We start from the raw sequence: 23,179 nt of genomic DNA, 5'->3' as shown, positions 1-23,179 counted from the left end.
AATATGGGGCATGTCGAAACGCTGGCTCTATTTTGCGCTGCCACCGCTCGTGATCGTGGCCGCCGCCTTTGTGGTCGTTCAGCTCTTTCTGGAGCTGGACGAGGACAGGGTCGACCGCAAGGCGGCCGAGCGTCTGACGCTCTACCGTCAGACGATCCTGGGCGAGTACCAGAAATACCGTTACCTGCCCTACATGATCGCGCGGGACCCGCGGGCGACCGCCGCCCTCGGCCTCGGCCGTCCGGTCGAAAGCGCCAACCGCTTCCTTGAGGAAATGGCGGCGAATTCCGGCGCCGATCTGCTTTACGTCATGAATGGAGACGGGACCACGCTGGCCGCGAGCAACTGGCGCGACGACCTGTCTCTGGTCGGTCGCAACTACGGGTTCCGGCCGTATTTCAAGTCCGCGATTCAAGGTGAGGAGGGCCGGTTCTTCGCAATCGGCGCCACGCTGCTTGAGCCGGGACTGTTTCTTGCCCGGCCGACGCCGGTCGCGGGCGCGCCAAGGGGCGTGGCCGTGGTCAAGGTCGACATGGGGCCCCTGGAGGACGCCTGGGCCGAAGGTGGCGAGACGGTGTTCGCCTCCGATGCGAACGGCGTGATTTTCCTGTCGAGCCAGCCGGAGTGGCGCTATCGCACGCTCGACGCCCTGCCGGACGACGTGCGCCGGTCCATCGAGAGCACACGGCAATATGGCGACCAGAGCCTGGAGCCGGTGGGCGAGCAGCCCGCGCAATCTCTGGAACAGCTTCAGATCGACGGCAAGGCGTATCGGCACAACACCGCAAAGGTCGGTCTTCTCGGCTGGACGCTGCATTTTCTCGTGCCGGTGGAGGAGACGCGCAAGAGCGTCCTGCCCATCTGGGCGGCCGCCATCACGTTCTGTCTCGTCTATGCGGTCATCGTCCTGATGCTGCGCGGCCGCAGGCTGCGCAAGGCGTCGGTGCTGCTGCGCCGGGAATCGGCGAGCCTGAAGGAACTGAACACCCGTCTCGTCGACGAAGTCCAGGAGCGCCGCCGTGTCGAACGGGAACTGCTTGAGGCACAGCGCGGGCTTGCCCGGTCGAACCGGCTGGCCGCCGTCGGTGAAATGTCGGCGGCGGTCGTGCATGAATTGAGCCAGCCGCTGGCCGCCCTCAGGATGTTTGTTGCCGGCACGCGCAAGTTTCTGGAAAAGGGCGATACGGAAACGGCTGCGGAAAATCTCGACGAAATCGACTCCCTGCAGATGCGCATGGCCAGTCTCACGCAGGAACTCAAGCGGTTCGCCCGGCCGGGGGAAAGCCGGATCGAGAAAACGGATCTCAGGGAATGCGTCAGGGTGGCGGAGAAAATCGCACGTCCCCGGTTTGAGGAAACCGGCGTGTCTCTTGAACTGGATCTGCCGGACACCCCGCTGGAGGCCGAAACCGCCCCCCTCAGGATCGAGCAGGTCCTGGTCAATCTTTTGCGCAACGGAGCGGATGCGGCGGCGAGTGAGGACCACGGTACCGTCACGCTGTGTGCGGAGCGTCAGGACGGTCAGGTGATCGTGCGGATCTCCGACAACGGTCCGGGCATTCCGGCCGATCTGCGCGAGCGCGTTTTCGATCCGTTTTTCTCCACCAAGGCCAGTTCCGGCGGCATGGGCCTCGGCCTGGCGATTTCGATCCGTCTCGCCGAGGACCTGGGCGGTGGCTTGTCAGTCGGGACGAACACCCCTAAAGGAGCTGTGTTCGAGCTTGCCCTGCCGGCGCTCACACCCGCACAGGCCGGGCATGCCCCCTCGCCGGAGCTGAAATCCGAAGCTGCTGAATGACAGATACCCTTCCGAAAGTTCCCGTCCTGATCGTGGACGACGATCCCTCCATGCGGGCGGCGCTCAGGCAGTGGATCCGGCTGGCCGGGTTCGAAACGCAGGAAGTTGCGGCGCCGGACCAGGCCATGGCCCGCCTGACGCGGGACTTCGCCGGCTGCGTGGTTTCCGACGTGATGCTTGACGGCGAGGACGGTTTGTCACTGCTGCGGCGGATCGGGGAGCTGGATGCCGGCCTTCCGGTGGTGTTGATCACCGGCCATGGCGATGTGCCGATGGCGGTCGAGGCGATGCGATCCGGAGCCTATGATTTCATCGAAAAGCCTTTCGATCCCGAACACATTGCCGAAGTGGTTCGTCGGGCTTGCGAAAAACGCGCGCTGGTGATGGAAAACCGCGCTCTCAAGATGCAGCTCACGGACAGCGCCGGGCTTGAGAGCCGGCTGATCGGCGCGAGCCCGGCAATGCAGGCGCTGCGCCGGCAGGTTCTGCATTTCGCCACCACGGACGCGGCTGTGCTGATCATCGGCGAGACCGGAACCGGCAAGGAAGTCATCGCCCAGGCCCTGCACGATTTCAGCCCGCGCAAGGATGGGCCGTTCGTGGCCATCAATGCGGCGGCGCTGCCGGAGGCCATGGTCGAGGCGGAATTGTTCGGCCACGAGGCAGGCGCCTTCACGGGCGCGGACCGCAGACGGACCGGCCGGATCGAGGCGGCCGGCGGCGGCGTGCTCCTGCTCGACGAGATCGTTTCCATGCCCACCTCCCTGCAGCCCAAGCTGCTGCGGGTGCTGCAGGAAAAGAAGGTCGACCGGATCGGGGGCTCGCGGCCCGTGGATGTCGATATCCGCCTGATCAGCGCCGCCAACATCGAGCCGGGGGAAGCCGTCCGGTCCGGCCGGCTGCGCGAGGATCTTCTTTTCCGCCTCAACACGATCGAACTGCGTGTGCCGCCGCTGCGCGAACGCGGCAGTGATGCGCTGCTCCTGTTCGATACGTTCGTCAACCGGTTCGCCGTCCGCTACAGCCTGGATGCGCCGGCGGCCAGCGCGCGCGACGAGGCTTTCCTGCAGACCTATGCCTGGCCCGGCAACGTGCGCGAACTGCGCAATGCGGCCGAACGGTTCGTGCTCAACGCACCGGTCAGCCCCCAGCCGCTTGAGGCGTTGGTGACAGGCCGGCAGGATCCCGGTCCATCGCCCGTGGACGGTGGACTGAAGGACCTCATGGATGCCTATGAGCGCAACCTGATCGAAGGTGCGTTGCGCCGCCACGGCGGGCGCGTTCTGGACGTCATGCGCGAACTCAATCTGCCGCGCCGGACGCTCAACGAGAAAATGGCGCGCCTGGGCCTGAGCCGCGACCGATCCGGTCTGTCGGATACGGGCGAGGGCTGACTTTCGGCGAAATTTCGCCGACATGGCGTGACTGTCGGCAAGATTTTGCCGAGCTGCGCTGCAACATTGTCAAAACCATCAGGGAAGATGCCCGGGATTCCGCAATTGAGGTGTTGTCAATTCGAACTGGCACGGGTCATGCTATGGGACCATCGACCTGATCCGGGCCTGCGGCATGAGAAGTGTCCAGGCTGAGCGACCAGGGAAATGAGCAGGGCCATGTTTCACGTCTGAAGCATGGCCGATGATCTCGGGAGGATTGCATGCTCTTTTCACTCAAGTCCGCGACCGCTGTGTCCGCGGCTGCGCTGTCCGTTGTTTTTGCCACCGAAACCTTCGCCGCTGACGTGACCTGGAATGTGTCGCTGTGGGGCAAGCGCCGCGCCTTCACCGAACATGTCGAGAAGCTGGCTGAAGAAGTGGCTGCGCGGACCGACGGGAAATTCGAAATCAAGCTCCACTACGGCGGTGCGTTGTCCAAGTCCCGTGAGAACCTTGACGGGATCTCCTTCGGTGCATTCGAGATGGCGCAGTTCTGTGCCTCCTATCATGCCGACAAGAACCCGAGCCTGACAGTTCTGGAACTGCCGTTCCTCGGTGTTTCGGATCTGGAAACCGAAGTGAAGGTCTCCAAGGCACTCTACGCGCACCCCGCCGTGCAGGCCGACCTCGGACGCTGGAACGCCAAGCTGCTGATGCCTTCGCCGATGCCGCAGTACAACTTTGCGGGCAAGGGCGATGTGCCGGAGAGCATCGCGGACTTCGACGGCATGCGTGTGCGCGCGCTGGGCGGTCTCGGCAAGCTGATGGAAGCCGTCGGTGCCGTGCCCACTTCCGTCACCGCGTCTGAAACCTATCAGGCGATCGACTCCGGCACCGTGCAGGCCGCCGGCTTCGCACCGCATGCGCACCTGTCCTTCAAGGTGGTTGAAGTCGCCGACTGGTGGACCAAGAACCTCAATCCGGGCACCGTGCATTGCCCGATCGTGGTCAATATCGAGGCTTACGAGGCCCTGCCGGACGACCTGAAGGCCGCGCTGGACGCCTCCGTGGATCCGGCGATCGCGCATTACCTCGACACATACGCGAAGGTCTACGACAAGTGGTGGCCCGAGCTGGAAAGCCGCGGCGTCACGCAGATCGAGTTTTCCGACGAGGAACTGGCCGCTTTCGCCGAAAAGGCCGGGCCGATCCAGAACGCCTGGGTCGAAGAGCAGTCCGCCAACGGTCTGCCCGCTCAGGAACTGCTCGACATGGTCAAGAAGACCATCGCCGAATAAACCGGCACTTCCTGATTGACCTCATGCTTTCTGGCGCACATCCAAGGGTGCGGCGCCAGAAAGCCCTGCTCGGGGCTGACACTCATGATGACAATTGATCCCGGTAGCCGTTCCGCTTCGGAACGCCCGGTTACCTTTATTCGTTTCGACGGCTGGCTCAGCCACGTCGAAAACGCCTTCAACCTGTTCGCGGCATTCTCGATCCTCGCCCTGATGCTGCTGGCCGTCGCCCAGGTCGTGGGCCGCCTGTTGTTCAACATGCCGGTTCCGGGCTTCATCGATATCACCGAACAGGCGATGGCGATTTTCGCTTTCGCCGGCGTGGCCTATTGCCAGCGCGTCGGCGGGCATATCCGTATGGAAATCGTGCTCGGCAAGTTGAGTGGCCGTACGCTTTACATCTGCGAGATGCTTGGTGTCATCCTGATCGCCGTCACGGTCGCGCTGCTCATCTGGGGATCCTGGTACCACTTCGGCCGCTCCTGGGGGATCGGCGACAGCACCATGGACATACGTCTGCCGACCTGGCCCTCGAAGCTGATGATACCGGCTGCGCTCGGGCTGCTGTTCCTGCGTCTGCTCATGCAGATCTACGGCTACAGCCGCCTGGTCGCGGATCCGACGCGTGACGCGGTCGCCGTGCCGGTGATCGAGGGTGTCGAGGAACATGCCAAACACGAGATCGAGGAAGCCTTTGGCGAGGACACCGGCGAAGGAGAAGCCAGATGACGCCGTTTGATGTTGGCATCATGATGACCGGCGTCCTGCTGGTTCTTGTCGTGATCGGCGTGCGGGTCGCGTTCGCCGCTGCCTTTACCGGCCTGGTCGGCCTGATCGTGCTGTTCTCCATGAAGATGGGCTTCGAGCGCGGGTTTTTCGTGGCGCTCAAGATGGCCGGAACGATCCCGCATTCCAAATCCGTCACCTACGCCCTGTCGGTCTTGCCGACATTCATCCTGATCGGCTTCCTGGCGTTCTACGCCGGTTTCACCAAGCAATTGTTCGAGGCTGCCAAACGCTGGCTCGGCTGGTTGCCGGGCGGCATGGCCGTTGGAACGGTGTTCTCCACGGCCGGCTTCGCGGCCGTCTCCGGGGCCTCCGTCGCGACCGCAGCGGTGTTCGCCCGCGTGGCCATTCCCGAAATGCTGGCCGCCGGCTATTCCAAGCGGCTGTCGGCCGCCGTGGTTGCCGCCGGCGGAACACTCGCGTCGCTGATCCCGCCCTCTGCCATTCTGGTGATCTACGCGATCCTGGTGGAGCAGTCCGTCGGCAAGCTTCTGATCGCCGGTTTCCTGCCCGGCGTGTTCTCCGCGCTGGTCTACGTCGGCATCATCGTGGCCGTCTCCGCCTGGCGTGGCGACGCTCCGGCGATCAAGGGCTACACCTGGAAAGAGCGTTTCGAAAGTGTTCCGGGCACTCTGCCGATCATCGCCGTGGTGGCGATCATCTTCTGCTCGTTCTTCTTCGGACTGGCAACGCCGACCGAGGCGGGGTCGCTCGGCGCCTTTGTGGTGCTTGTGGTCGCCTTTGCCAAAGGCATGCGCGGCCGCCAGCTCGGCCAGGCCTTGCACGAGACGGCAAAGCTCACCGTGATGATCTTCACACTGATCTGGGGTGTGCTGGTCTATGTGCGCTTCCTGGGCTTTGCGGGCCTGCCGGACGCCTTCAAGGACTTCATCGTCGCGCTCGAATTCTCGCCCTGGATCGTGATGATCTGCATCCTGCTGGCCTATGCCGTTCTCGGCATGTTCATGGATGCGATCGGCATGCTGATCCTGACCCTGCCGGTGGTCTATCCGGCGGTGATTGCGCTCAATGGCGGCGAAGGCGTGACGGCAGCGGACAGTGCCTTCGGCATGTCGGGAGAGGCCTGCGCGATCTGGTTCGGCATCCTGGTGGTGAAAATGGCGGAGCTCTGTCTGATTACGCCCCCCATAGGCTTGAACTGCTTCGTGGTTTCCGGGGTCCGGCCGGATATTCCGGTGCAGGAAGTCTTCCGCGGCTGCGTGCCGTTCTTCATCGCGGACGTCCTGACGATTGGTGGCCTTCTGGCCTTCCCGGCGATCATCACAATCCTGCCGGAACTGATGGGATAACAGGTCTGCCGAAACCGAAAAAAGACGCCGCCGGAGCCTGTCTCCGGCGGCGTCTTGCGTTGAACAAAGAAGGGCGTCAGTCGAAGACAGCGGCCTGACTGCGGCCGGAATCGAAGCGGTTCGGTCCCTGGGTTCCCGGAAAAAAGCCATTGACAACAAACAGATAGAGGGCGAAGAACGCGCCGATGATCGGGATGAACATGATCAGGATCCACAGACCGGAGGCATCCCGGTCGTGGCAGCGGCGGACTTCGAGGGAAAACAGGCAGACCGTCAGGGCGACGAACGCGAGCAGGTAAATCATGCCGGTGCCGGTGTCCATAAAGCCGCCAAGCACCGCCGCAGAATCGAGCTGGGCGCTGTTTGCCGGAAGGCTGCTGGCATAGGCGATGGCCACGGCGATCATCAGGATGAAGCGGACAATGCCGATGCCCCAGTATTCCATTCGGCCGATGCGCCCCTGAAAGCTGAACAGCATTGCGAACACGGACCCGATGCCCGCCAGGGACATGCCGGTGCCTTCGTCCGCATCTGAGCCATAGCCGGGCGCGGCATAGGCCGGCGCTGCCGTTCCGTACCGGGTTTGCGAATTGCCCCAGCCCGTCGCTGATTGCTGTGCCAGGCCGCGTCTTCCAAAGTGCTTGCGTGGTGTCGGCATCGATGCCCCCCGTCCGAAAGTCAATTGACAGAATGACATGACGTTACGCGAGGTGGTTTAAGATTGGTGTAAGGGAATAGGTTAAAACCGACCGAACCAGGCTGTGCCGCCAGGCTGTGCCGCCAGGTTGTGCGATTGGATGCCGGGCTGCGATCCGGGCGCGGTGCCGCGCGCGCGACATCGTCGGTCGCCCCGGTTTGTTGCTACAGTTTGTTGTCCCGGTTTGTCTCGCTCAGGTCGACTGCCGCTGTCGGGTGCGTCCGGTCGGCAGGTGTCAGAACAGGTCGCCCTGACCGGCAGGCTTGGGTTTTCCCGAGGCGGCCCTCTTCGGTCTGGCTTTTGCGGGAGCGGGCGTTTCGCCCGCGCCGGCGGCAACCGCGTCGATCGATCCGTCGGCCAGTTCTATGGAGAGGGCAGCGCCCGGAGCCACGGCATCCGCGGAGCGGACCGGATGGCCTTCGTCATTGCGGACAACCGCATAGCCACGCGCGAGCACATCCTTGTAGGACAGCGATTTGAGCAGCTTCTGCAGACCGTCGAGCCGGGCTTTTTCCTGGGAAACCCGTGCGACATAGGCCCGCTCCAGGCGCTCGCCGAGACCGGCGAGGCGCTCCTGGCCGAGCACCGTCTGCTGGGCAAGGCGGCCCGGCGTCAACCGCGCGGCGAGCGCGGCATAGGCCTGCCGTTTCTGGGCAACCGCGACCTTGAGCGCGCGTTGCTGGCGCTCGCTGTTCTGGACAAGGTCCTGGCGCGCCTTGCTGGTCAGGCGCGTCAGCAGCATTGGCGACAGGCGCCCGTGGAGGGTCTGGAAGTGGGTCCGGTGGGTCCGCGTGCTGACGATCAGCGAGCGTTCCAGGCTGTTTGCGAGATTGTCGAATTTCTGACGCGGCAGGGCGAGCAGGTCCTGCGGCTGGGGCAGCGCCGCACTGGCTGCCCGCAACTCGGTCCGGCGCCCGGTGACAAACCGCACCAGCCCGGAATTGAGCCGCCGCGACCGGTCGTCGACCATCGCCATCAGCTCCGCTTTCACCGGAACGGCGATTTCGGCCGCGCCGGTCGGGGTCGGCGCGCGCAGGTCGGCGGCAAGGTCGATCAGCGTCCAGTCGGTCTCGTGACCGACCGCCGAGATCAGCGGAATGGCGCTGTCGGCGGCAGCGCGCACGACGGCTTCCTCATTGAAGCCCCACAGGTCCTCGATGCTGCCGCCGCCACGGGCGACGATCACAAGGTCCGGGCGCGGAATTGATCCGCCGGGGGCCAGCGCATTGAACCCGCGAATGCCGTTGGCCACTTCCGCGCCGGACGTTTCTCCCTGCACCCGCACCGGCCAGACCAGAACGTGAATGGGGAAACGGTCGGAAATCCGGTGCAGGATATCGCGGATGACGGCGCCGGTCGGCGAGGTGACCACGCCGATCACCTTCGGCAGCGGCGGCAGTTTTTTCTTGGCTTCCTCGGCGAACAGCCCTTCCGCGGCGAGCTTTTTCTTGCGTTCTTCCAGAAGCGCCATCAGGGCTCCGGCGCCCGCGGGCTCGAGCGCGTCGATCACCATCTGGTATTTCGACTGGCCGGGAAAAGTCGTGATCTTGCCGGTGGCGATCACCTCGAGGCCCTGCTCGGGCTGGATCTTCAACTTGGAGGCGACGCCTCGCCAGATCACGCCGGACAGAACCGAGCGATCGTCCTTCAGGTCCAGATAGATGTGGCCGGATCCGGGCCTGGAAATCCGTCCCAGTTCGCCGCGCACCCGCACATAGCCGAATGTGTCCTCCATCGTGCGCTTGATGGAGAAGGAGATTTCGGAGACCGAGAACTCCGCGACATTGGACTGGGATTCGCTCAAGCAGGTGATTCCTTCTGACCGGAGAAAACTGGCTGCTTGCGGGCGAAGGGTCAAGAGCCGGCCACAGGCATGCGGACTGTTGACGGATCGCCGGCGGAAAGAAGACGGTTCGTATCTCTCGGAACTGGCCGATCCGCCTTGAATCCCACACAATCGCGGCTACGGTCTGCTCATGGCCAAATACGAGTTCAACATGCAAAGACTATTCCTGCGACACATCCTTGCCGACGGTGCACGCATCGAGGCGGATCGCGGTCAGGCGAACTACCTTTTGAATGTGCTGCGGCTCAGGGACGGCGATTTCGTGCTTGTCTTCAACGGCAGTGACGGCGAATGGCTGGCGAAGATTTCCAGCAACAGCCGGCGCGATTGCACGTTGCAATTGGTCGAACGCCTGCGCGAGCAGACCGCGCGGAACGACCTGATCTACATGTTCGCGCCGCTCAAGCACGCCCGGCTGGACTACATGGTGCAGAAGGCCGTGGAGATGGGCGCCGGCAGCCTGAAACCGGTGATGACCCAGCACACACAGGCAAGCCGGGTCAATCTTGAACGCATGGAGGCCAATGTGATCGAGGCCTCCGAGCAATGCGGCGTGCTCTGCGTCCCGGAGGTTCTGGCGCCCCAGCCCCTGCAGGATGTCCTTGACGGCTGGCCGGAAGCGCAACCCGGTCGGCGGCTGCTGTTTTGCGACGAGGGCGAGGGCACCGACAACCCGCTGCTGGCACTGGCCCAGATGAAGGACGCAGGTGCGCCGCCCCTCGCGGTCCTGATCGGACCCGAAGGCGGCTTTTCCGAAGAGGAGCGGGACAGGCTGCGCGGCCTGGAGTTTGTCACTCCCATTCCTCTCGGCCCCCGTATCCTGCGGGCAGACACGGCGGCGGTTGCCGCGCTCGCCATCATTCAGGCCACCCTGGGCGATTGGAGATAGACCTATGACCCCGGGGATCCCGCCGAAGCAGGAGCCGGTCACCGGCAGTGGCCGCAACGCCGGGGTCGAGGAACGGGACAAGCTTGGGGACGGCCCGACCGCCCGCAAGGGCCACCTGCGGGTCCGGTTGCCTGTCGGCGTGGCGCTCGGCCTGGTCTTCTCTTTGCTGCTCGTGCTGATCTGCGGCATCATCATTACCTACATGGCCGCGGCGGACCGGCGCATTGCCGGACGCCTGCTGGACGAGCAGGGCCTCGCCGTCCTGAACGGCAACGAGGCGGTTCTGCAAGGGTTCTTCGCGCAACAGGAACTGCTGTTGCGCTCGTTCGCGGCCCATGTGGCGGTGACCGGAAACCGGCTCGACGACACGGATCTGGAAGTCTACGGCAAGCTGTTGCCCGAGGGCGCGAGGCTGGATCTCGGCCGCGCGATGACGGCGGACGGCCCGGTGGGTCAAGTGTCCCCGCTGCGCTGGTTGGAGTTTCGCCACCTGGACGGGTTCCGGACCGGTGTCATGTCAGCGGACCTTGACCTCGGCAACGGCCAGGTGCTGTCGGCTCACTATCCCCAGCCGGTCTTCGCGGCACTTGCAAAAACCATGGAGTGGGAAGGCCGCCAGCAGGTGTTTCTGCTGGCCGGGCGGGACCGGGCGATCGTGGTCGGCGGACTTCCGGAAAGCGCGTTTGCCGCAAGCGCCGATGCACCGTTGCCTGCCCTGGGCAGCCTGACCGGATCGCCGCTGCATTTCATCTGGAAGGACCAGGACAGGGCTTTCGACATGAGCGGTGGGGTCTCGGGCAGGGTCTTTCCGGGGTCGCAAAGGATGTTCACGGCGATCTTCACCGAAGTGCAGTCGGGCCCGGCGGCGGGATGGACCCTGGGAACGCTCTATCAGGCGGCCGACTTCGGCGCGGCCCTGGACCAGACCCAGATCGTGCTCTACGCGGCACTGGTGGCGCTGGTCGTCGGGGCTGTCCTGTCCTTCATTGTCGGCCGCCTGCTCGGCCGCCCGCTGAGCAGACTGGCCCATGCCGCCGCGCAGATGCGGACCCTGGAGTTCGCGGCGTCAGAGCGGCTGCCGCGGTCCCTGCTCGTGGAACTGGACGATGTCAACCAGGCCTTCAACGGGTCGATCGGCGCGCTCAACGCCTTTGCGAAATACGTGCCCCGGCAGCTTGTCTCCCGCCTGGTCGAAGAGGGCATGACCAGCACCCGCAATATCGAGATCAAGGAAATGACGATCGTCTTCACCGATCTCGCCGGCTTTACCGATCTGGCCTCGCACATGAGCGCGGAAGAGACGGCTTCCTATCTCAATGGCTATTTCGAAACCGTGTCGGAGGCCATCTCCGAGCAGCACGGCACGATCGACAAGTTTCTCGGCGACGGCGTAATGGCGTTCTGGGGTGCGCCCTCCGACCAGCCGGATCACGCAGCCCTGGCAATCGCGGCGGTCAGGGCGCTGGCCGAGCGGATCGAGCAAATACCCGCAGAGACCATGCGGGTCCGGATCGGCGTTCATACGGGCAAGGTGGTGGTTGGCGACATCGGCTCGGCGGCGCGCATGAACTACACCGTCATCGGCGACGCGGTCAACGTGGCCGCGCGTCTCCAGGAGCACGGCAAGACGGTCGATCCGAAGGCGAAGGTCATCGCGCTCGCCAGCGCCGAGACCATGCGGCACCTGCCGGAGGGCGCGCATGCGACCAGCCTCGGAACCGTGCAGTTGCGCGGCCGCGAGGAACCGTTATCCGTCTTCAGAATAGCGTGAGATCCGCCCGCCGCAGTTTCCTTGCTTGCAATCTTGTTTCAGCACTCCTAAATCACCGAAGCTTAAAAGCGTTCGTCTTGCGAACGTGCCGGATCATAGCGGTTTGCGGGCGTTGCGACGTCTTTGCTGAGGCGCCGCGCAGAATTTAGGACGGTTACATGGCCCGCGATACGGTCGACTCCACCCCGATTGAAACGGTTGCCGATCTGGCAGCCACGCTCGAGGAGGGGAGCAAGCCGGAAGAGCGGTTCCGCATTGGCACCGAGCACGAAAAATTCGGATTTTGCCTGAAGGATCTGACCCCCATCCCCTATGAGGGCGCAAAGGGTGTGGAAGCCGTGCTCACCGGGATGGAAAACCTGACCGGCTGGGAACGGATCGAGGACGCCGGCAAGATCATCGGTCTGGCGGACGATCGGGGCGGTGGCGCCATTTCCATCGAACCGGGCGGCCAGTTCGAATTGTCCGGCGCGCCGCTGGAAACCCTTCACCAGACGTGCCGGGAGGCCAACCAGCACCTGGCCCAGGTGCGCCAGGTGGCCGAGCCGCTCGGTATCGGGTTTCTGGGCATCGGCATGACGCCGACCTGGGCGCGGTCCCAGATGCCGCGCATGCCCAAGTCCCGCTATGACATCATGACCAACTACATGCCCAAGGTCGGATCGCTCGGCCTCGACATGATGTACCGGACCTCGACCATCCAGGTGAACCTGGATTTCTCCTCCGAAGCCGACATGGTCAAAAAGATGCGCATCGGCCTGGCGCTGCAGCCGGTCGCGACCGCCATTTTTGCGAACTCTCCCTTTACCGAAGGCAAGCCGAACGGCTTCAAGTCCTTCCGGGGAGAGATCTGGATGGACACGGACGCCGACCGCACCGGCGATCTGGCCTTCGCCTTCGAGGACGGCTTCGGCTTCGAGCAATATGTCGACTGGGCGGTCGACGTGCCGATGTATTTCGTCAAGCGGGGGCAGACCTATCACGACGTCACCGGCACCACCTTCCGGCAGTTCATGAACGGCGCGCTGGAGGGCAAGGTGCCGGATGCGACGCCATCGATCGGCGACTGGAACAACCACCTGTCGACCCTGTTCCCGGATGTCCGCCTGAAGAAATACATCGAGATGCGCGGTGCCGACGGCGGCCCGTGGCGGCGGATCTGCGCACTGCCGGCGCTTTGGGTCGGCCTGCTCTACGACAAGGGCGTGATGGACCAGGCCTGGGAACTGGTGGCGGACTGGACCCACGAAGAACGCGCGGCGATGCGCCGCGACGTTCCGAAAACCGCGCTGGAGACGCCGTTCCGGAACGGCACGGTCCTGGATGTCGCCAAGGACGTGCTTGCGCTGGCGCAGGAGGGGCTCAAGCGCCGCAACCGTCTCAGCGACGGCGATCTGGACGAGCGGGTGCACCTGGCGCCGATCGAGGAGGGGCTTGCCTCCGGCATGTGCCCGGCCGACATTCTCCTGCAGCGCTACAACGGCTCCTGGGACGGTGACATCACCCAGGTCTTCCGCGAATACGCCTATTGAGACAATTGGCAAGGTCACCGGCGTGATTGTGAGGGGACAGCCAGGTGCCGGACAAACACGCGAATTGACCTAAAGCCTGCAAAGGGCCACTCTGCTTGCCGATGGCCTGTTTTCTCAAGGCCTTGCAATTGCGAACCCGGAGCAGGGCAATGACAGGCGGCGAGACGGCAGCTCCCCCATTCGACATTTTCTCTGTGAGCGAGGATGTCCGGAACCGGTTTGGCTGGTCGAACGAGGACCTCAACCGGGTGATGGAACAGCTCATGCCGGCGGCGCTGAACGGATTCCGCTATTTCGGCAGCACGGTTCCGGGTTTCACCGAGTTTCTGGGGCAGTCGGCGCCCCTGTCCGGCAGTCCGCAATTGCCGTTCGCCGGATATTCCAACCTCTTCCAGACCCCGTCCGAAGCCGCGTTGACACCGTTTTTTGGTCCTGAAGCGGTGCAACAGGCTCTGGCTGGCCAGGTTTCGGTCCTGACCGGGCTGCAAAGCGGTGCCATACAGGAGATGATGCCGGTGGCGGCCACCCTCGCCATGGGCCAGATCGCGCGTCCCTTCGTCCAGGGCGAGGCGCGCAATCTTCTCGATGCCTACTTGCGGGGATTCGCGAGAGGCCGGCCCAAACCGCAGCCGAGCCCGGTCGACTATCTTCAGGGCTACGCCAATGCCATGCAGTCCTTCTGGGGCGCTTTCCTGCAGCCGGCCAGCATCGTTGAAAAACCGGCCGGGCACGACCCGGAGCCGCTGGAAGAAGACGCGCTTTCGCCAGAAAACGACAACGAGTCCGGGAACGAAGACGGCGGCCCGGAAGCCGAAGCATCCGAACTGGAAGGCATGGTGTCCGACTGGATGTCGGCCGGGCGGGATTTCCAGTCCAGCCAGTTCAAGGCGTTCGACAGCTTCTTTGAAAAGGCGTCGAAGGACTACCGCACGGACTAGGTCTGCTGGCCGGTGTTTCGGACCGAGACGGTTCCGGATTCTGATTTGTTTCTCAAAAAAAAGGCCCGCCAGGGATGGCGGGCCAGTTGTGTCAGCAAGGCTGCCGACAGGGGCTGCATAAAACTATCTCCGGGAACGGGTCCCCGGCAGTCATGGGGTCAGGCGGCCAGTTGGCCATCCTTGCCTGCGCGCTGCGGGCGGGCGAGGGTCAGAGCCGGCCCGGTCAGCGGAGCGTTGGCGGCCAACCTCTGGCGCGGGTGTGCCGCGGCGCCGCTCAGAAGAGATGTCGGGTCGCGATAGAACGGCTGTGCCATTGCGCGTCGAACATCGCTCCGGGTCAGGCCGATGTCGTTCAACTGCTCGTCGGACCAGGTCTTCAGCTCAGCGAACTTGCGCCGGTTGTTGAATACGCGCCAGACACGGGCAGCCATCTGCCCGGTGAGAGCGAAAAACGGGGTGCTTGCGATATGTGTCATGGCAAAAATCTCCTGTTGGCGACCGGAGGAAGTTCCGGCAGCCCGTTCCGCGCCAGTGCCTGGCAATCCTTGTGTTGGAACACCCTCTAGATGGATGGTTTCCAGACATTAATCCAACGAATGTTTGTGATTGAAACAATCGTTTTTTGTGATGTTTGGCGTGAAGCCGCCTCTCCACACGGGTGAGGGCAGGCGGGTAGAAAACATTTCCCGATCGAATGGATGGCGTGATAGGCATGAGAATATCTTATAAGTGAGATGCCCATGCTCGACCTCGACCAGCTCCGGACATTCGTGGCCATTGCCGAATGCGGCAGCTTCACGCGCGCTGCGGAGAACGTACACAAGACCCAGTCCGCCGTGTCGATGCAGATGCGCCGGCTGGAGGAACGCATCGGCAAACCGCTGTTTGTGCGCGTGGGACGTCAGTCCCGGCTGACCGAGCACGGGGAACGCCTGCTGCATTACGCGCGCAGGCTGGTTCAGCTCAATGACGAGACGCTGGCGGCCTTCGACGACACGGAGTTGGCGGGACTGGTCCGGCTCGGCACGCCGGACGACTACGCCGACCGGTTTCTGCCGGAAATTCTGGCCCGGTTTTCCAGATCCAATCCCAAGGCGGAAGTGAGCGTGGTCTGCGCACCGACGCCCAATCTGGCGGACATGATCGCCGAGGGCGAACTGGATGTCGCCATCATCACCCATGTCCAGAAGAAGGGCCGCAAGAATGTCGACGTCGTGCGCCGCGAGCCGCTGCTGTGGGTCGTCTCCGCCCGCCACGCGGTAGAAAACGAATCGCCGCTGCCGCTCGCGCTCGGTCGGGCGACCTGCGACTGGCGCAAGGCGGCGATCAGCGCGCTCGCCGATCAGATGCGCGAACACCGCCTGCTCTATTCGAGCTGGAACTCGACCGCTGTCGGGGCCGCGGTGCTGGCCGGGCTCGCCATTTCGGTGTTGCCGGAATCGGCGCTTCGCTCCGGCATGCGGGTGCTGACGGAAACTGACGGCTTTCCGAAATTGCCGGAGTGCGAGATCGGCATCATGCGGTCATGGCACAACAGTTCGCGCGTCACCGATGCCCTGGTGGAACATATTGTCTCGTCGCTGGACAATCTCTCCGTTCCACAAGCTGCTGAATAAACGAGCTTATTGAATTAGCTGTTTTGGTTCAGGATGTTATAACAATTATCGATTTTCCGGACGACAAGATGCAATTGATTTTTCACAGATTGTGATGTAATCTTGCCTGATCAATTCGCAAATCAAATAGCCCACTGATACGGGGCTCATGTTCAGGGTCCTGCATGAATCACGCACTAGATATCGATCAGTTGCGCACGTTTCTGGCGATCGCGGAACTTGGCAGCTTCACCAAGGCCGGTGAGGCGGTTCACAAGACCCAGTCGGCCGTGTCCATGCAGATGCGCCGTCTTGAGGACCGTGTCGGGCAGCCGATCTTCATCAAGGACGGCCGTCAATCGCGGCTGACCGAGGACGGCTTGCGGCTTATCGAATTCGCCCGGCGCATGATCCTGCTGAACGACGAGACCCTGTCCGCGTTCAACGGCCACAAGGAAGTCGGACACGTCAAACTGGGCGTGCCGGACGACTACGCGGACCGGTTGCTGCCGCAGGTTCTGGCTGCCTTCAACCGTCTCAATCCGTCGATCGAGGTGCAGGTGGAGTGTGCGTCAAGCGCCAAGCTGACCGACGCGATCCGCGACAGCGCTCTTGATGTCGCCATCACGACATCGGGCGACACGATGGACATCAGGGGCGAGATCATCCGGCGGGAGCCACTCTACTGGGTTACTTCGACCCAGCATTCGGCCCATACCCAGGACGTGGTCCGGCTTGCGCTTGGCCCGGCGAGCTGCTGCTGGCGGCGGCTGTCGATGGATGCCCTGGACCGGGCAGGACGGAGCTACCGGGTGTCCTATACCAGTTCCAGCGCAGCGGCTCTGGTCGGGGCGGTTCAGTCCGGTCTTGCGGTAACGGTGTTCCCGGAAAGCGCAATTCGCGACGGCATGCGGATCCTCGAGGAAAAGGACGGATTTCCATCGCTGCCGTTCTGCGACATTGCCCTGTTGCGTTCCGGCGGGGCGCGTGAAGCGATGCACGACACGCTGTGCAATCATCTGGTTGCGGCGATCGGCAATGTCGGCAATGGGACGGGCCAGTTGGCGGCCGAATAACCGCGCCCGTCGGCGCTTTTTCACTGCGTTTCGGATTGCCGGGTTTCAGCGGGCGCGCAGCATCATCAGGTTGCCGCCCAGCACGCAGACCAGACCCGCGGCGGCGAGCGGGGTCCACTGATAGTCCTCGAAGACGGTCGATACCGTCAGCGCCACCACCGGAAACAGCACCGTTGCGTAGCCGGCCCGGGCCGAGCCGATGCGTCCGAGCAGCGTCAGGTAGGACGCGAAGGCGATGACCGAGGCCACGACGGCCAGATAGGTCAGGCCGCCCAGATACCCGAGAGACCATTCCGGCGCGAAGCTGTGGCCGCGCACGGCCGAAAAGAGCCCCAGAAAGATCATCCCGTAGACCATGCCCCAGGCCGTTGCCGGGGTCACGCCGATGCCCCGCCGCTGGGTGTCGGCCGACAGCATGTTTCCCAGACAGAAGGACAGTGTTCCGCCGACGCAGAAGGCCAGCCCGAGCGCGGCACCGGAATTGAATTCCGTACCCGTCAGCTTGGGCAGGAACATCAGGCCGATGCCGGCGAACCCGAGACTGCCGGCGCCAAGCGCCATCAGGCTCGGTCTTTGCCCGAACAGCACCAGTCCCAGAAACAGGTTGAAGATCGACGCGGTGGAGAAGATCACGGCCAGCAGGCCGGAGGGCAGGGAGGCCGCCCCGTAATAGAACAGCGTGAAGTTGGTCGAGAAGATCAGGGCGCCCAGTCCGGCGAAACGCAGGTGATCCCGAAATCCGAAGGACAGACCGTGACCGCGATAGCGCGCCCAGGCCATCATGATCGCCGCTGCCAGCACAAAGCGCCAGAACACGGACACCTCGGCAGGGACGGTCGCGACCTGGCCCTTCATGGCAACCCAGCTGAATCCCCAGGCCATCACGGTGACGGCATAAAGGCCGTAATCCGTGGTGCTGAGTCCGTTGGACACGGGACGAAGGGCAGGAGAGGCAGTGCTCATGACGGGCCGAATTGTTGGGAAACCGGCCACAATGTGAGCTGCCCGACACTTCAGCGCAAATGATTGTTTGTGATATTTTCATCAAGAAGGCGAATATTTCCGCGCCCGGCCTCCTGCGTTCGAAGGAACGCTAGGAGGTCGGGCCGCAGGGGTCAAAGCACCAGGTTGTGCCGGCCCGCGTTGCCGATGTCGGTCTCGCCACACAGGCCCATGGTGACGTCCAGCTCCTTGCGCATGATCTCCAGCACCTGGGTCACGCCGGCCTTTCCCCTGGCGCCGAGGCCATAGATGAAGGCGCGGCCGATATAGGTGCTGCGGGCGCCCATGGCGACGGCCCTGAAGACGTCCTGGCCGGAGCGGATGCCGCCGTCGAAATGAACCTCGATCCGGTCGCCGACCGCGTCGACGATGTCTCCAAGAACATCATAGGAGGCCAGGGCGCCGTCGAGCTGGCGGCCGCCGTGGTTGGAGACGACGATGGCGTCGGCTCCGATATCGGCGGCGATCTTTGCATCCTCGACATCGTTGATGCCCTTGAGGATCAGCTTGCGGTCCCAGTGTTTCTTGACCCACTCGACCGAAGACCAGTCCAGGGAGGGATCGAACTGGCTGTTGGTCCATTCCGCCAGCGAACTCATGTCGTCGACGCCCGAAACGTGACCGTGAATGTTGCCGAACTGGCGGCGGCCGGTCTTCAGCATGTTCCAGCACCAGCGGGGTTTCAGGGCCAGGTCGGCCAGCACCAGCGGCTTTGGCTTGGGCGGCGCGCTCAGGCCGTTCTTGAGGTCCCGGTGCCGCTGGCCGAGAACCTGGAGATCGAGCGTCAGTACGAGGGCCGAGCAGCCGGCGGCGTCCGCGCGCTGCATCAGGCGTTCGGAAAAGCCCCTGTCGCGCATCACGTAGAGCTGGAACCAGAAGGGCGACTTGGTGTGTTCGGCAACGTCCTCGATGGAGCAGATGCTCATGGTGGACAGCGTGAAGGGAACACCGAATTCTTCCGCAGCCTGCGCGGCAAGAATCTCGCCATCGGCATGTTGCATGCCGGTCAGTCCGACCGGGGCAAGGGCGACGGGCATGGCCACGTCCTGACCGATCATGGTCGTCTTGATGGAGCGGTTGTCGATGTTGCGGGCGACGCGCTGGCGCAGCTTCTGGCGTTGCAGGGCGGCCTCGTTTTCCCGGTAGGTGCTCTGCGTCCACGATCCGGTATCGGCATAATCGTAGAACATCTTGGGCACCCGGCGACGGGCCAGGGCCTGCATATCGGCAACATCGGTGACAAGGGTCATTGAATGTCCTCCCGGGACTCAGGAACGATGGATGGATTTTTCCGTTTCAGGGCGCCTGAGGCCGGCGAGCTGTTCCCGCCGGTCCAGATTTTCAGCTTCGGCAAGAGTGCCGCGTACATAGTCGATATGATCCTGCGAGGCGCGTCTGGCGCGATCGGCGTCACCGGACCGGATGGCATCGGCGATGGTGCAATGCTGGCGCAACAGCTCGATGCGGGCGCTCGGATGATAATAGAGCCGGCCCCTGTCGTAAAAGACGCCGTTCTCCAGCAGCCGGTAACAGGATCTCAGCGTGTGCAGCATCACCACGTTATGGGTGGCGTCTCCGACCGCATGGTGGAACGCCACATCCAGACGGCTTTCCATGGCAAGGTCGCCGATATCGTGGGCTTTGCGCATCTGGCCGACTATTTCGTCGAGCCGGCCAAGGTCGGAAGGCGCAGCGCGCACGGCGGCAAGAGCGGCTGCCTGCCCCTCGATGCCGCGCCGGAATTCGAAATAGTCGTTTCTCGCGGACGGGTGGCGCGCGATCAACTGGATGATCGCTTCCGAAAAGATCGGTCCGATCAGGTCCGCGACGAAGGTTCCACCGCCCCGCCGGGTCTCTATCAGTTGGCGCTTTTCCAGGATATTCAGGGCATCACGCAGCACCGGGCGGGACACGGCCATCTGCTCCGCAAGGTCCCGTTCCGCCGGCAGACGGTCGCCTGAACGCAGCACGCCCTTGAGGATCAGGTCCTCGATCTGCTCGACCGCCCCTAGGGCGGTCTTCCGGTGGTCGACAGGCTGGAACAAGCGCTCTGGTATCCTCGTGTTGGCGCGGACGCTAGCGTCACAGGCGCAATTGGTCAAATTTTTTAACCAGTTTTGACGGCGGGAGCCGAGTGAAAGGCGCGGTGTGACAATATTGAGGGTTGGCTTCCACCATGCCTTTGGGGGAAGGTGACACACTACGAACGCGTGTTCATGCCGAGGGGGGCATTTTGGATCAGGGGTCTGAAAACGGGTCGTCCTTGCCCAAGTTCAGAACATCGCCGTTGCGCGAGAGGGTTCTGGGCGAAGTTCATGCCCGACCATTCCGGCCGATGAGCGGTGCGCGCTCGGTTCTGCTCTACGCCTTTCTCACCAATGCGGACGAAGCGGCAAGCGACGAAGCCTGGCTGACGGAATTCTGTATCTCGCGCGGGGGACATGGACCGGCCGCGGGCACCCGCCATCACACGATCCCCTTCGGCGGCGGAACGCTGAGCTGGGAACAGCATGCCGAATTCACCACCTATTCCTGGGACGGCCCGGCAGTTCAGGGCGGCATCTTCGAACAGTTGCCGCGCTCGCATCCGTTCGGGGCCGCATTTCGCGCGCCGGGTGACCTGCTGGTCGCCGTCCGGGTGGAGGTGCGGGACGAGAGCGAGTCGGAAGACTGGCGGCGGCACTTCGACGGCGGCAGCCTGACGGTCTCCAATGTGGAAGACAGCGCCGCCCGGGTGGCCACCGACTTTCACCAGGATGGCGACGGGCTCACCCGGTTTCTGGTCTTCAACCGGTCCCTGGGGGATGTCCAGATGGGCGCTGTGGTACAGCGTCTTCTGGAAGTGGAGACCTATCGCACGCTGGCCATGCTGGGCCTGTTCGAGGCAACCAGGCTCCAGCCGGATATCCGCCGCTTCGAAATCGAGCTCGCCGAACTGACCGGCCAGATGCGGGACAGTTCCGCGCTGGGCGCCAACCAGGGCCTTCTGGACAAGTTCATGGCGCTCGCCGCCGCGCTGGAGGCGGGTGCGACCGCCAGCACGTTCCGCTTCGGTGCCAGCCGGGCCTATGCCGAGATCGTCACGGCCCGGTTCCAGACCTTGCGCGAACAGGCAGCCCCCGGAGAACTGTCCCTGGCGTCGTTCCTGGTACGCCGGCTGGCGCCGGCGATGCGCACCTGCCAGGCGATAGAGGACCGTCAGGCGATGCTGTCGCGCAAGCTCGCCAGGGCGACGACGCTCCTGCGCACCCGTGTGGATGTCGAACTGGAAGAGCAGAACCGCAGCCTGCTGCAGTCGATGAACCGGCGCGCGCGCCTGCAGCTCAGGCTGCAGCAGACCGTCGAGGGGCTGTCGGTCGCGGCCGTGAGCTACTATGTGGTCGGTCTGATTTCCTACCTCGCCAAGGCGGCCAAGGGCGCGGGCCTGAACGTGCCCGATGCCAATATCATGACCGGTGTGGCCGTGCCTGTCGTCGTCCTCGGGATCTGGTGGACAGTGCGCAAGATCCGTCACCGTCATGATGAGGACTGACCGGCTGGGGTCTGCGGACAATCAGGTTCGGGTCGCCGCGCGGCTGGATCCGGGATGGCCAGTTCGAAGGGCTTCAAAATAGAAAAGGCCGGGAACTCCCGGCCTTTTCCAGATGCGGTTCCTGCAGGAGCCTATTCGCTCGTGCCGTCTTCCTTGAACTGGGCCAGATAGGCGATCACGTTTTCACGATCCGCTTCCTTGCGCAGGCCGGCAAAGGCCATCTTGCCCTTCGGGATGACGTCCTTCGGCTTCAGCAGATAGGCGTCGAGCGTTTCCACGTCCCAGACCTTGCCGTCGCCCAGTTCAATCAGAGCCTTGGAATATTTGTAATCCTCGACCTGGCCCCAGGGCCGACCGACGACGCCGTTGAGCTGCGGGCCGACCTTGTTCTTGGCCTTCTCTCCGACAGCGTGGCAGGCGGCGCATTTCTTGAATACCTTCTTGCCCTTTGCAGGGTCGCCTTCGGCGCTTGCCTGAACTGTCAGGGCCAGAAGCGCGGTTCCGGCGATCATCAGCAGTCGCTGCATGTGTTTCTCCCTCGAATTGGGTGTGTTCAAACCCGTTGGAACTGAACAGGAACCGGCTCGCGGATGCAAGCGACGCAGCGTCGCAGACCGTCACCGCACGATCCCGCATTTCCGGCAAGGCATCGCCGGTTTCGCAAGTCCGGCGCCCCATTGAAAGCCTATCTGGCTCGCGCGCGGCCGAGGTCAACCCGCCCGGGCCGTGTTCGGAAGATGCAGCCATTCCTCCAGCCCGGTATCCCAATAAGGCGATGAGCCGTAAAGGTTTGCGAGAAAGTCGATGAACACGCGCACCTTTGCCGGCAGGAACTGGCGGCTCGGATAAACAGCGTAAAGGCCGACATCCTTGGAAGCCCTGTACTGGGGCAGCAGGATCTGCAGCTTGCCGTCGCGCAGGTCCGGGCCGACGTCCCAGGTGGACCTGAGCGCGATGCCGATACCCGCCAGCACGCATTCGCGCACCACCTCGTTGGAGTTGGTCTTGACCGGCGACTGTGTGCGCACGGTCTCGATGCCGTTCGGTCCCGCAAGGCGCCAGGGGTCCTGATTCGTGGCGGCGATGGTTACGTGGTGCGCGACGAGATCCTCGATGGACTCCGGTTTGCCGCATCTTTCGATATATTCCCGGCTGGCGCACAGCACCCTGTGAACGGGCGCCAGTCGACGGGCAACCATGCTTGAATCGGAGAGTTCGGCGATCCGGATAGCCAGGTCATAGCCGTCACCGACGATGTCGACAAAATCATCCGACAGATCGAGATTGACCGACAGGTCGGGGTTTTCGGTCAGAAACTTGCCCAGATGCGGGGCGATGTGCAGACGGCCGAAGGAGGTGGGTACGGCCACCTTCAGATTGCCGCGCGCCTTCGCGGACCCACGGGAGACAAAGGTTTCAGCCTCTTCCACCGACGCCAGGATGGCGACGACGCGTCCATAGAAGCCCTGGCCGGCCTCGGTCATGGCAATCTGGCGGGTGGTCCGTTGCAACAGGCGCGTTCCGAGTTTTTCCTCCAGCCGCCGGATGCGTTTGGAAACCACCGCGGGCGACAGGCTCATTTCACGTCCGGCCGCCGACATGCTGCCGGCGCTCACGACGCGCGCGAAAATCTCCATGTCGGTCAGGTTGCTCATTTTCAATCTCTCAGAAAGACAATTATTCTTGTCCGATTGCCTTGCCCGGGCTTGCGGACCGCCGGCTTTTGGCGAACC

Annotated in this window: 20 protein-coding genes; 12 read left to right on the top strand and 8 right to left on the bottom strand. The window is 63.5% G+C overall.

Features of this window, described 5'->3' with window-relative positions; genetic code table 11:
• Positions 1-10 precede the first annotated feature (10 nt).
• From WNZ15_RS01385 to WNZ15_RS01365, 5 genes are all read left to right on the top strand, one after another.
• Positions 11-1,798, top strand: coding sequence for an ATP-binding protein (locus WNZ15_RS01385; RefSeq protein WP_342891138.1), 1,788 nt, complete (start codon positions 11-13; stop codon positions 1,796-1,798).
• Positions 1,795-3,192, top strand: coding sequence for a sigma-54 dependent transcriptional regulator (locus tag WNZ15_RS01380; RefSeq protein ID WP_342891137.1), 1,398 nt, complete (start codon positions 1,795-1,797; stop codon positions 3,190-3,192). Before WNZ15_RS01385 ends, WNZ15_RS01380 begins: the two co-directional genes overlap by 4 nt.
• A 263-nt stretch (positions 3,193-3,455) precedes the next feature.
• Positions 3,456-4,472, top strand: a complete 1,017-nt coding sequence (locus tag WNZ15_RS01375; protein ID WP_342891136.1) for a C4-dicarboxylate TRAP transporter substrate-binding protein — start codon at positions 3,456-3,458, stop codon at positions 4,470-4,472.
• An 84-nt stretch (positions 4,473-4,556) separates the two neighbouring features.
• Entirely contained in the window at positions 4,557-5,201 is a 645-nt protein-coding gene (locus WNZ15_RS01370) for a TRAP transporter small permease (protein WP_342891135.1), read from the top strand.
• Positions 5,198-6,568 carry a TRAP transporter large permease gene (locus WNZ15_RS01365; RefSeq protein ID WP_342891134.1) on the top strand — a complete coding sequence of 457 codons (1,371 nt, stop codon included), beginning with the start codon at positions 5,198-5,200 and terminating at the stop codon, positions 6,566-6,568. Before WNZ15_RS01370 ends, WNZ15_RS01365 begins: the two co-directional genes overlap by 4 nt.
• Before the next feature lie 76 nt (positions 6,569-6,644).
• Here WNZ15_RS01365 and WNZ15_RS01360 read toward each other — a convergent pair whose 3' ends face one another.
• Entirely contained in the window at positions 6,645-7,226 is a 582-nt protein-coding gene (locus WNZ15_RS01360) for a DUF805 domain-containing protein (RefSeq protein ID WP_342891133.1), read from the bottom strand.
• A 274-nt stretch (positions 7,227-7,500) separates the two neighbouring features.
• The gene (gene xseA, locus WNZ15_RS01355) at positions 7,501-9,069 is read right to left on the bottom strand and encodes an exodeoxyribonuclease VII large subunit (RefSeq protein WP_342891132.1); all 1,569 of its coding nucleotides are present in this window, start codon (positions 9,067-9,069) and stop codon (positions 7,501-7,503) included.
• A gap of 172 nt (positions 9,070-9,241) precedes the next feature.
• On the opposite strand from xseA, the gene WNZ15_RS01350 reads away from it, so the two are divergent.
• From WNZ15_RS01350 to WNZ15_RS01335, 4 genes are all read left to right on the top strand, one after another.
• A complete protein-coding gene (locus tag WNZ15_RS01350) occupies positions 9,242-10,000 on the top strand; it encodes a 16S rRNA (uracil(1498)-N(3))-methyltransferase (RefSeq protein ID WP_342891131.1) in 759 nt (252 codons plus the stop codon).
• 4 nt (positions 10,001-10,004) lie between these two features.
• On the top strand, positions 10,005-11,771 hold the full coding sequence (locus WNZ15_RS01345) for an adenylate/guanylate cyclase domain-containing protein (RefSeq protein WP_342891130.1): 1,767 nt from the start codon (positions 10,005-10,007) through the stop codon (positions 11,769-11,771).
• Between the two features lie 158 nt (positions 11,772-11,929).
• The gene (locus WNZ15_RS01340; RefSeq protein ID WP_342891129.1) at positions 11,930-13,303 is read left to right on the top strand and encodes a glutamate--cysteine ligase; all 1,374 of its coding nucleotides are present in this window, start codon (positions 11,930-11,932) and stop codon (positions 13,301-13,303) included.
• 149 nt (positions 13,304-13,452) lie between these two features.
• The gene (locus WNZ15_RS01335) at positions 13,453-14,241 is read left to right on the top strand and encodes a hypothetical protein (RefSeq protein WP_342891128.1); all 789 of its coding nucleotides are present in this window, start codon (positions 13,453-13,455) and stop codon (positions 14,239-14,241) included.
• A gap of 158 nt (positions 14,242-14,399) precedes the next feature.
• Here WNZ15_RS01335 and WNZ15_RS01330 read toward each other — a convergent pair whose 3' ends face one another.
• Entirely contained in the window at positions 14,400-14,717 is a 318-nt protein-coding gene (locus WNZ15_RS01330; RefSeq protein WP_342891127.1) for a DUF1127 domain-containing protein, read from the bottom strand.
• A 264-nt stretch (positions 14,718-14,981) separates the two neighbouring features.
• Between WNZ15_RS01330 and WNZ15_RS01325 the strand changes: the two genes are divergently transcribed.
• On the top strand, positions 14,982-15,857 hold the full coding sequence (locus WNZ15_RS01325) for a LysR substrate-binding domain-containing protein (protein ID WP_342891126.1): 876 nt from the start codon (positions 14,982-14,984) through the stop codon (positions 15,855-15,857).
• Between the two features lie 164 nt (positions 15,858-16,021).
• Positions 16,022-16,912: a LysR substrate-binding domain-containing protein gene (locus WNZ15_RS01320; protein ID WP_342891125.1), complete on the top strand. Its 891-nt coding sequence runs from the start codon at positions 16,022-16,024 to the stop codon at positions 16,910-16,912.
• 45 nt (positions 16,913-16,957) lie between these two features.
• On the opposite strand, the gene WNZ15_RS01315 is transcribed toward WNZ15_RS01320, so the two are convergent.
• The 3 genes from WNZ15_RS01315 to WNZ15_RS01305 all read right to left on the bottom strand — a co-directional run bounded on the left by WNZ15_RS01315 (position 16,958) and on the right by WNZ15_RS01305 (position 19,959).
• Positions 16,958-17,875, bottom strand: a complete 918-nt coding sequence (locus WNZ15_RS01315) for a DMT family transporter (protein WP_342891124.1) — start codon at positions 17,873-17,875, stop codon at positions 16,958-16,960.
• 152 nt (positions 17,876-18,027) lie between these two features.
• On the bottom strand, positions 18,028-19,164 hold the full coding sequence (locus WNZ15_RS01310; RefSeq protein ID WP_342891123.1) for an alpha-hydroxy acid oxidase: 1,137 nt from the start codon (positions 19,162-19,164) through the stop codon (positions 18,028-18,030).
• 18 nt (positions 19,165-19,182) lie between these two features.
• Positions 19,183-19,959: a FadR/GntR family transcriptional regulator gene (locus tag WNZ15_RS01305; RefSeq protein ID WP_342891122.1), complete on the bottom strand. Its 777-nt coding sequence runs from the start codon at positions 19,957-19,959 to the stop codon at positions 19,183-19,185.
• Positions 19,960-20,177: 218 nt separating this feature from the next.
• Here WNZ15_RS01305 and WNZ15_RS01300 point away from each other — a divergent pair, with 218 nt between their 5' ends.
• The gene (locus WNZ15_RS01300; protein ID WP_342891121.1) at positions 20,178-21,446 is read left to right on the top strand and encodes a DUF3422 domain-containing protein; all 1,269 of its coding nucleotides are present in this window, start codon (positions 20,178-20,180) and stop codon (positions 21,444-21,446) included.
• 131 nt (positions 21,447-21,577) lie between these two features.
• Here the strand turns inward: WNZ15_RS01300 and WNZ15_RS01295 are convergent, their stop codons facing one another.
• Both WNZ15_RS01295 and WNZ15_RS01290 read right to left on the bottom strand, forming a co-directional pair.
• A complete protein-coding gene (locus WNZ15_RS01295; RefSeq protein ID WP_342891120.1) occupies positions 21,578-21,973 on the bottom strand; it encodes a cytochrome c family protein in 396 nt (131 codons plus the stop codon).
• 183 nt (positions 21,974-22,156) lie between these two features.
• Positions 22,157-23,101: a LysR family transcriptional regulator gene (locus WNZ15_RS01290; protein WP_342891119.1), complete on the bottom strand. Its 945-nt coding sequence runs from the start codon at positions 23,099-23,101 to the stop codon at positions 22,157-22,159.
• Positions 23,102-23,179 lie beyond the last annotated feature (78 nt).

Origin of the sequence: Roseibium sp. AS2, from assembly GCF_038900065.1 — a bacterium.
Lineage (GTDB): Bacteria > Pseudomonadota > Alphaproteobacteria > Rhizobiales > Stappiaceae > Roseibium.
Note: the sequence above shows the minus strand (reverse complement) of the source record. Positions and strands in the feature narration are given on the sequence as shown.

Excerpts from the sequence above, each read along its gene's own strand:
- WNZ15_RS01290 (WP_342891119.1), bottom strand. The coding sequence starts at position 23,101 with ATGAGCAACCTGACCGACATGGAGATTTTCGCGCGCGTCGTGAGCGCC.
- WNZ15_RS01320 (WP_342891125.1), top strand. The coding sequence starts at position 16,022 with ATGAATCACGCACTAGATATCGATCAGTTGCGCACGTTTCTGGCGATC.
- WNZ15_RS01345 (WP_342891130.1), top strand. The coding sequence starts at position 10,005 with ATGACCCCGGGGATCCCGCCGAAGCAGGAGCCGGTCACCGGCAGTGGC.
- WNZ15_RS01335 (WP_342891128.1), top strand. The coding sequence starts at position 13,453 with ATGACAGGCGGCGAGACGGCAGCTCCCCCATTCGACATTTTCTCTGTG.
- WNZ15_RS01330 (WP_342891127.1), bottom strand. The coding sequence starts at position 14,717 with ATGACACATATCGCAAGCACCCCGTTTTTCGCTCTCACCGGGCAGATG.
- WNZ15_RS01295 (WP_342891120.1), bottom strand. The coding sequence starts at position 21,973 with ATGCAGCGACTGCTGATGATCGCCGGAACCGCGCTTCTGGCCCTGACA.
- WNZ15_RS01340 (WP_342891129.1), top strand. The coding sequence starts at position 11,930 with ATGGCCCGCGATACGGTCGACTCCACCCCGATTGAAACGGTTGCCGAT.
- WNZ15_RS01315 (WP_342891124.1), bottom strand. The coding sequence starts at position 17,875 with ATGAGCACTGCCTCTCCTGCCCTTCGTCCCGTGTCCAACGGACTCAGC.
- WNZ15_RS01360 (WP_342891133.1), bottom strand. The coding sequence starts at position 7,226 with ATGCCGACACCACGCAAGCACTTTGGAAGACGCGGCCTGGCACAGCAA.
- WNZ15_RS01365 (WP_342891134.1), top strand. The coding sequence starts at position 5,198 with ATGACGCCGTTTGATGTTGGCATCATGATGACCGGCGTCCTGCTGGTT.
- WNZ15_RS01375 (WP_342891136.1), top strand. The coding sequence starts at position 3,456 with ATGCTCTTTTCACTCAAGTCCGCGACCGCTGTGTCCGCGGCTGCGCTG.
- WNZ15_RS01310 (WP_342891123.1), bottom strand. The coding sequence starts at position 19,164 with ATGACCCTTGTCACCGATGTTGCCGATATGCAGGCCCTGGCCCGTCGC.
- WNZ15_RS01370 (WP_342891135.1), top strand. The coding sequence starts at position 4,557 with ATGATGACAATTGATCCCGGTAGCCGTTCCGCTTCGGAACGCCCGGTT.
- WNZ15_RS01325 (WP_342891126.1), top strand. The coding sequence starts at position 14,982 with ATGCTCGACCTCGACCAGCTCCGGACATTCGTGGCCATTGCCGAATGC.
- WNZ15_RS01385 (WP_342891138.1), top strand. The coding sequence starts at position 11 with ATGTCGAAACGCTGGCTCTATTTTGCGCTGCCACCGCTCGTGATCGTG.
- WNZ15_RS01380 (WP_342891137.1), top strand. The coding sequence starts at position 1,795 with ATGACAGATACCCTTCCGAAAGTTCCCGTCCTGATCGTGGACGACGAT.
- WNZ15_RS01350 (WP_342891131.1), top strand. The coding sequence starts at position 9,242 with ATGGCCAAATACGAGTTCAACATGCAAAGACTATTCCTGCGACACATC.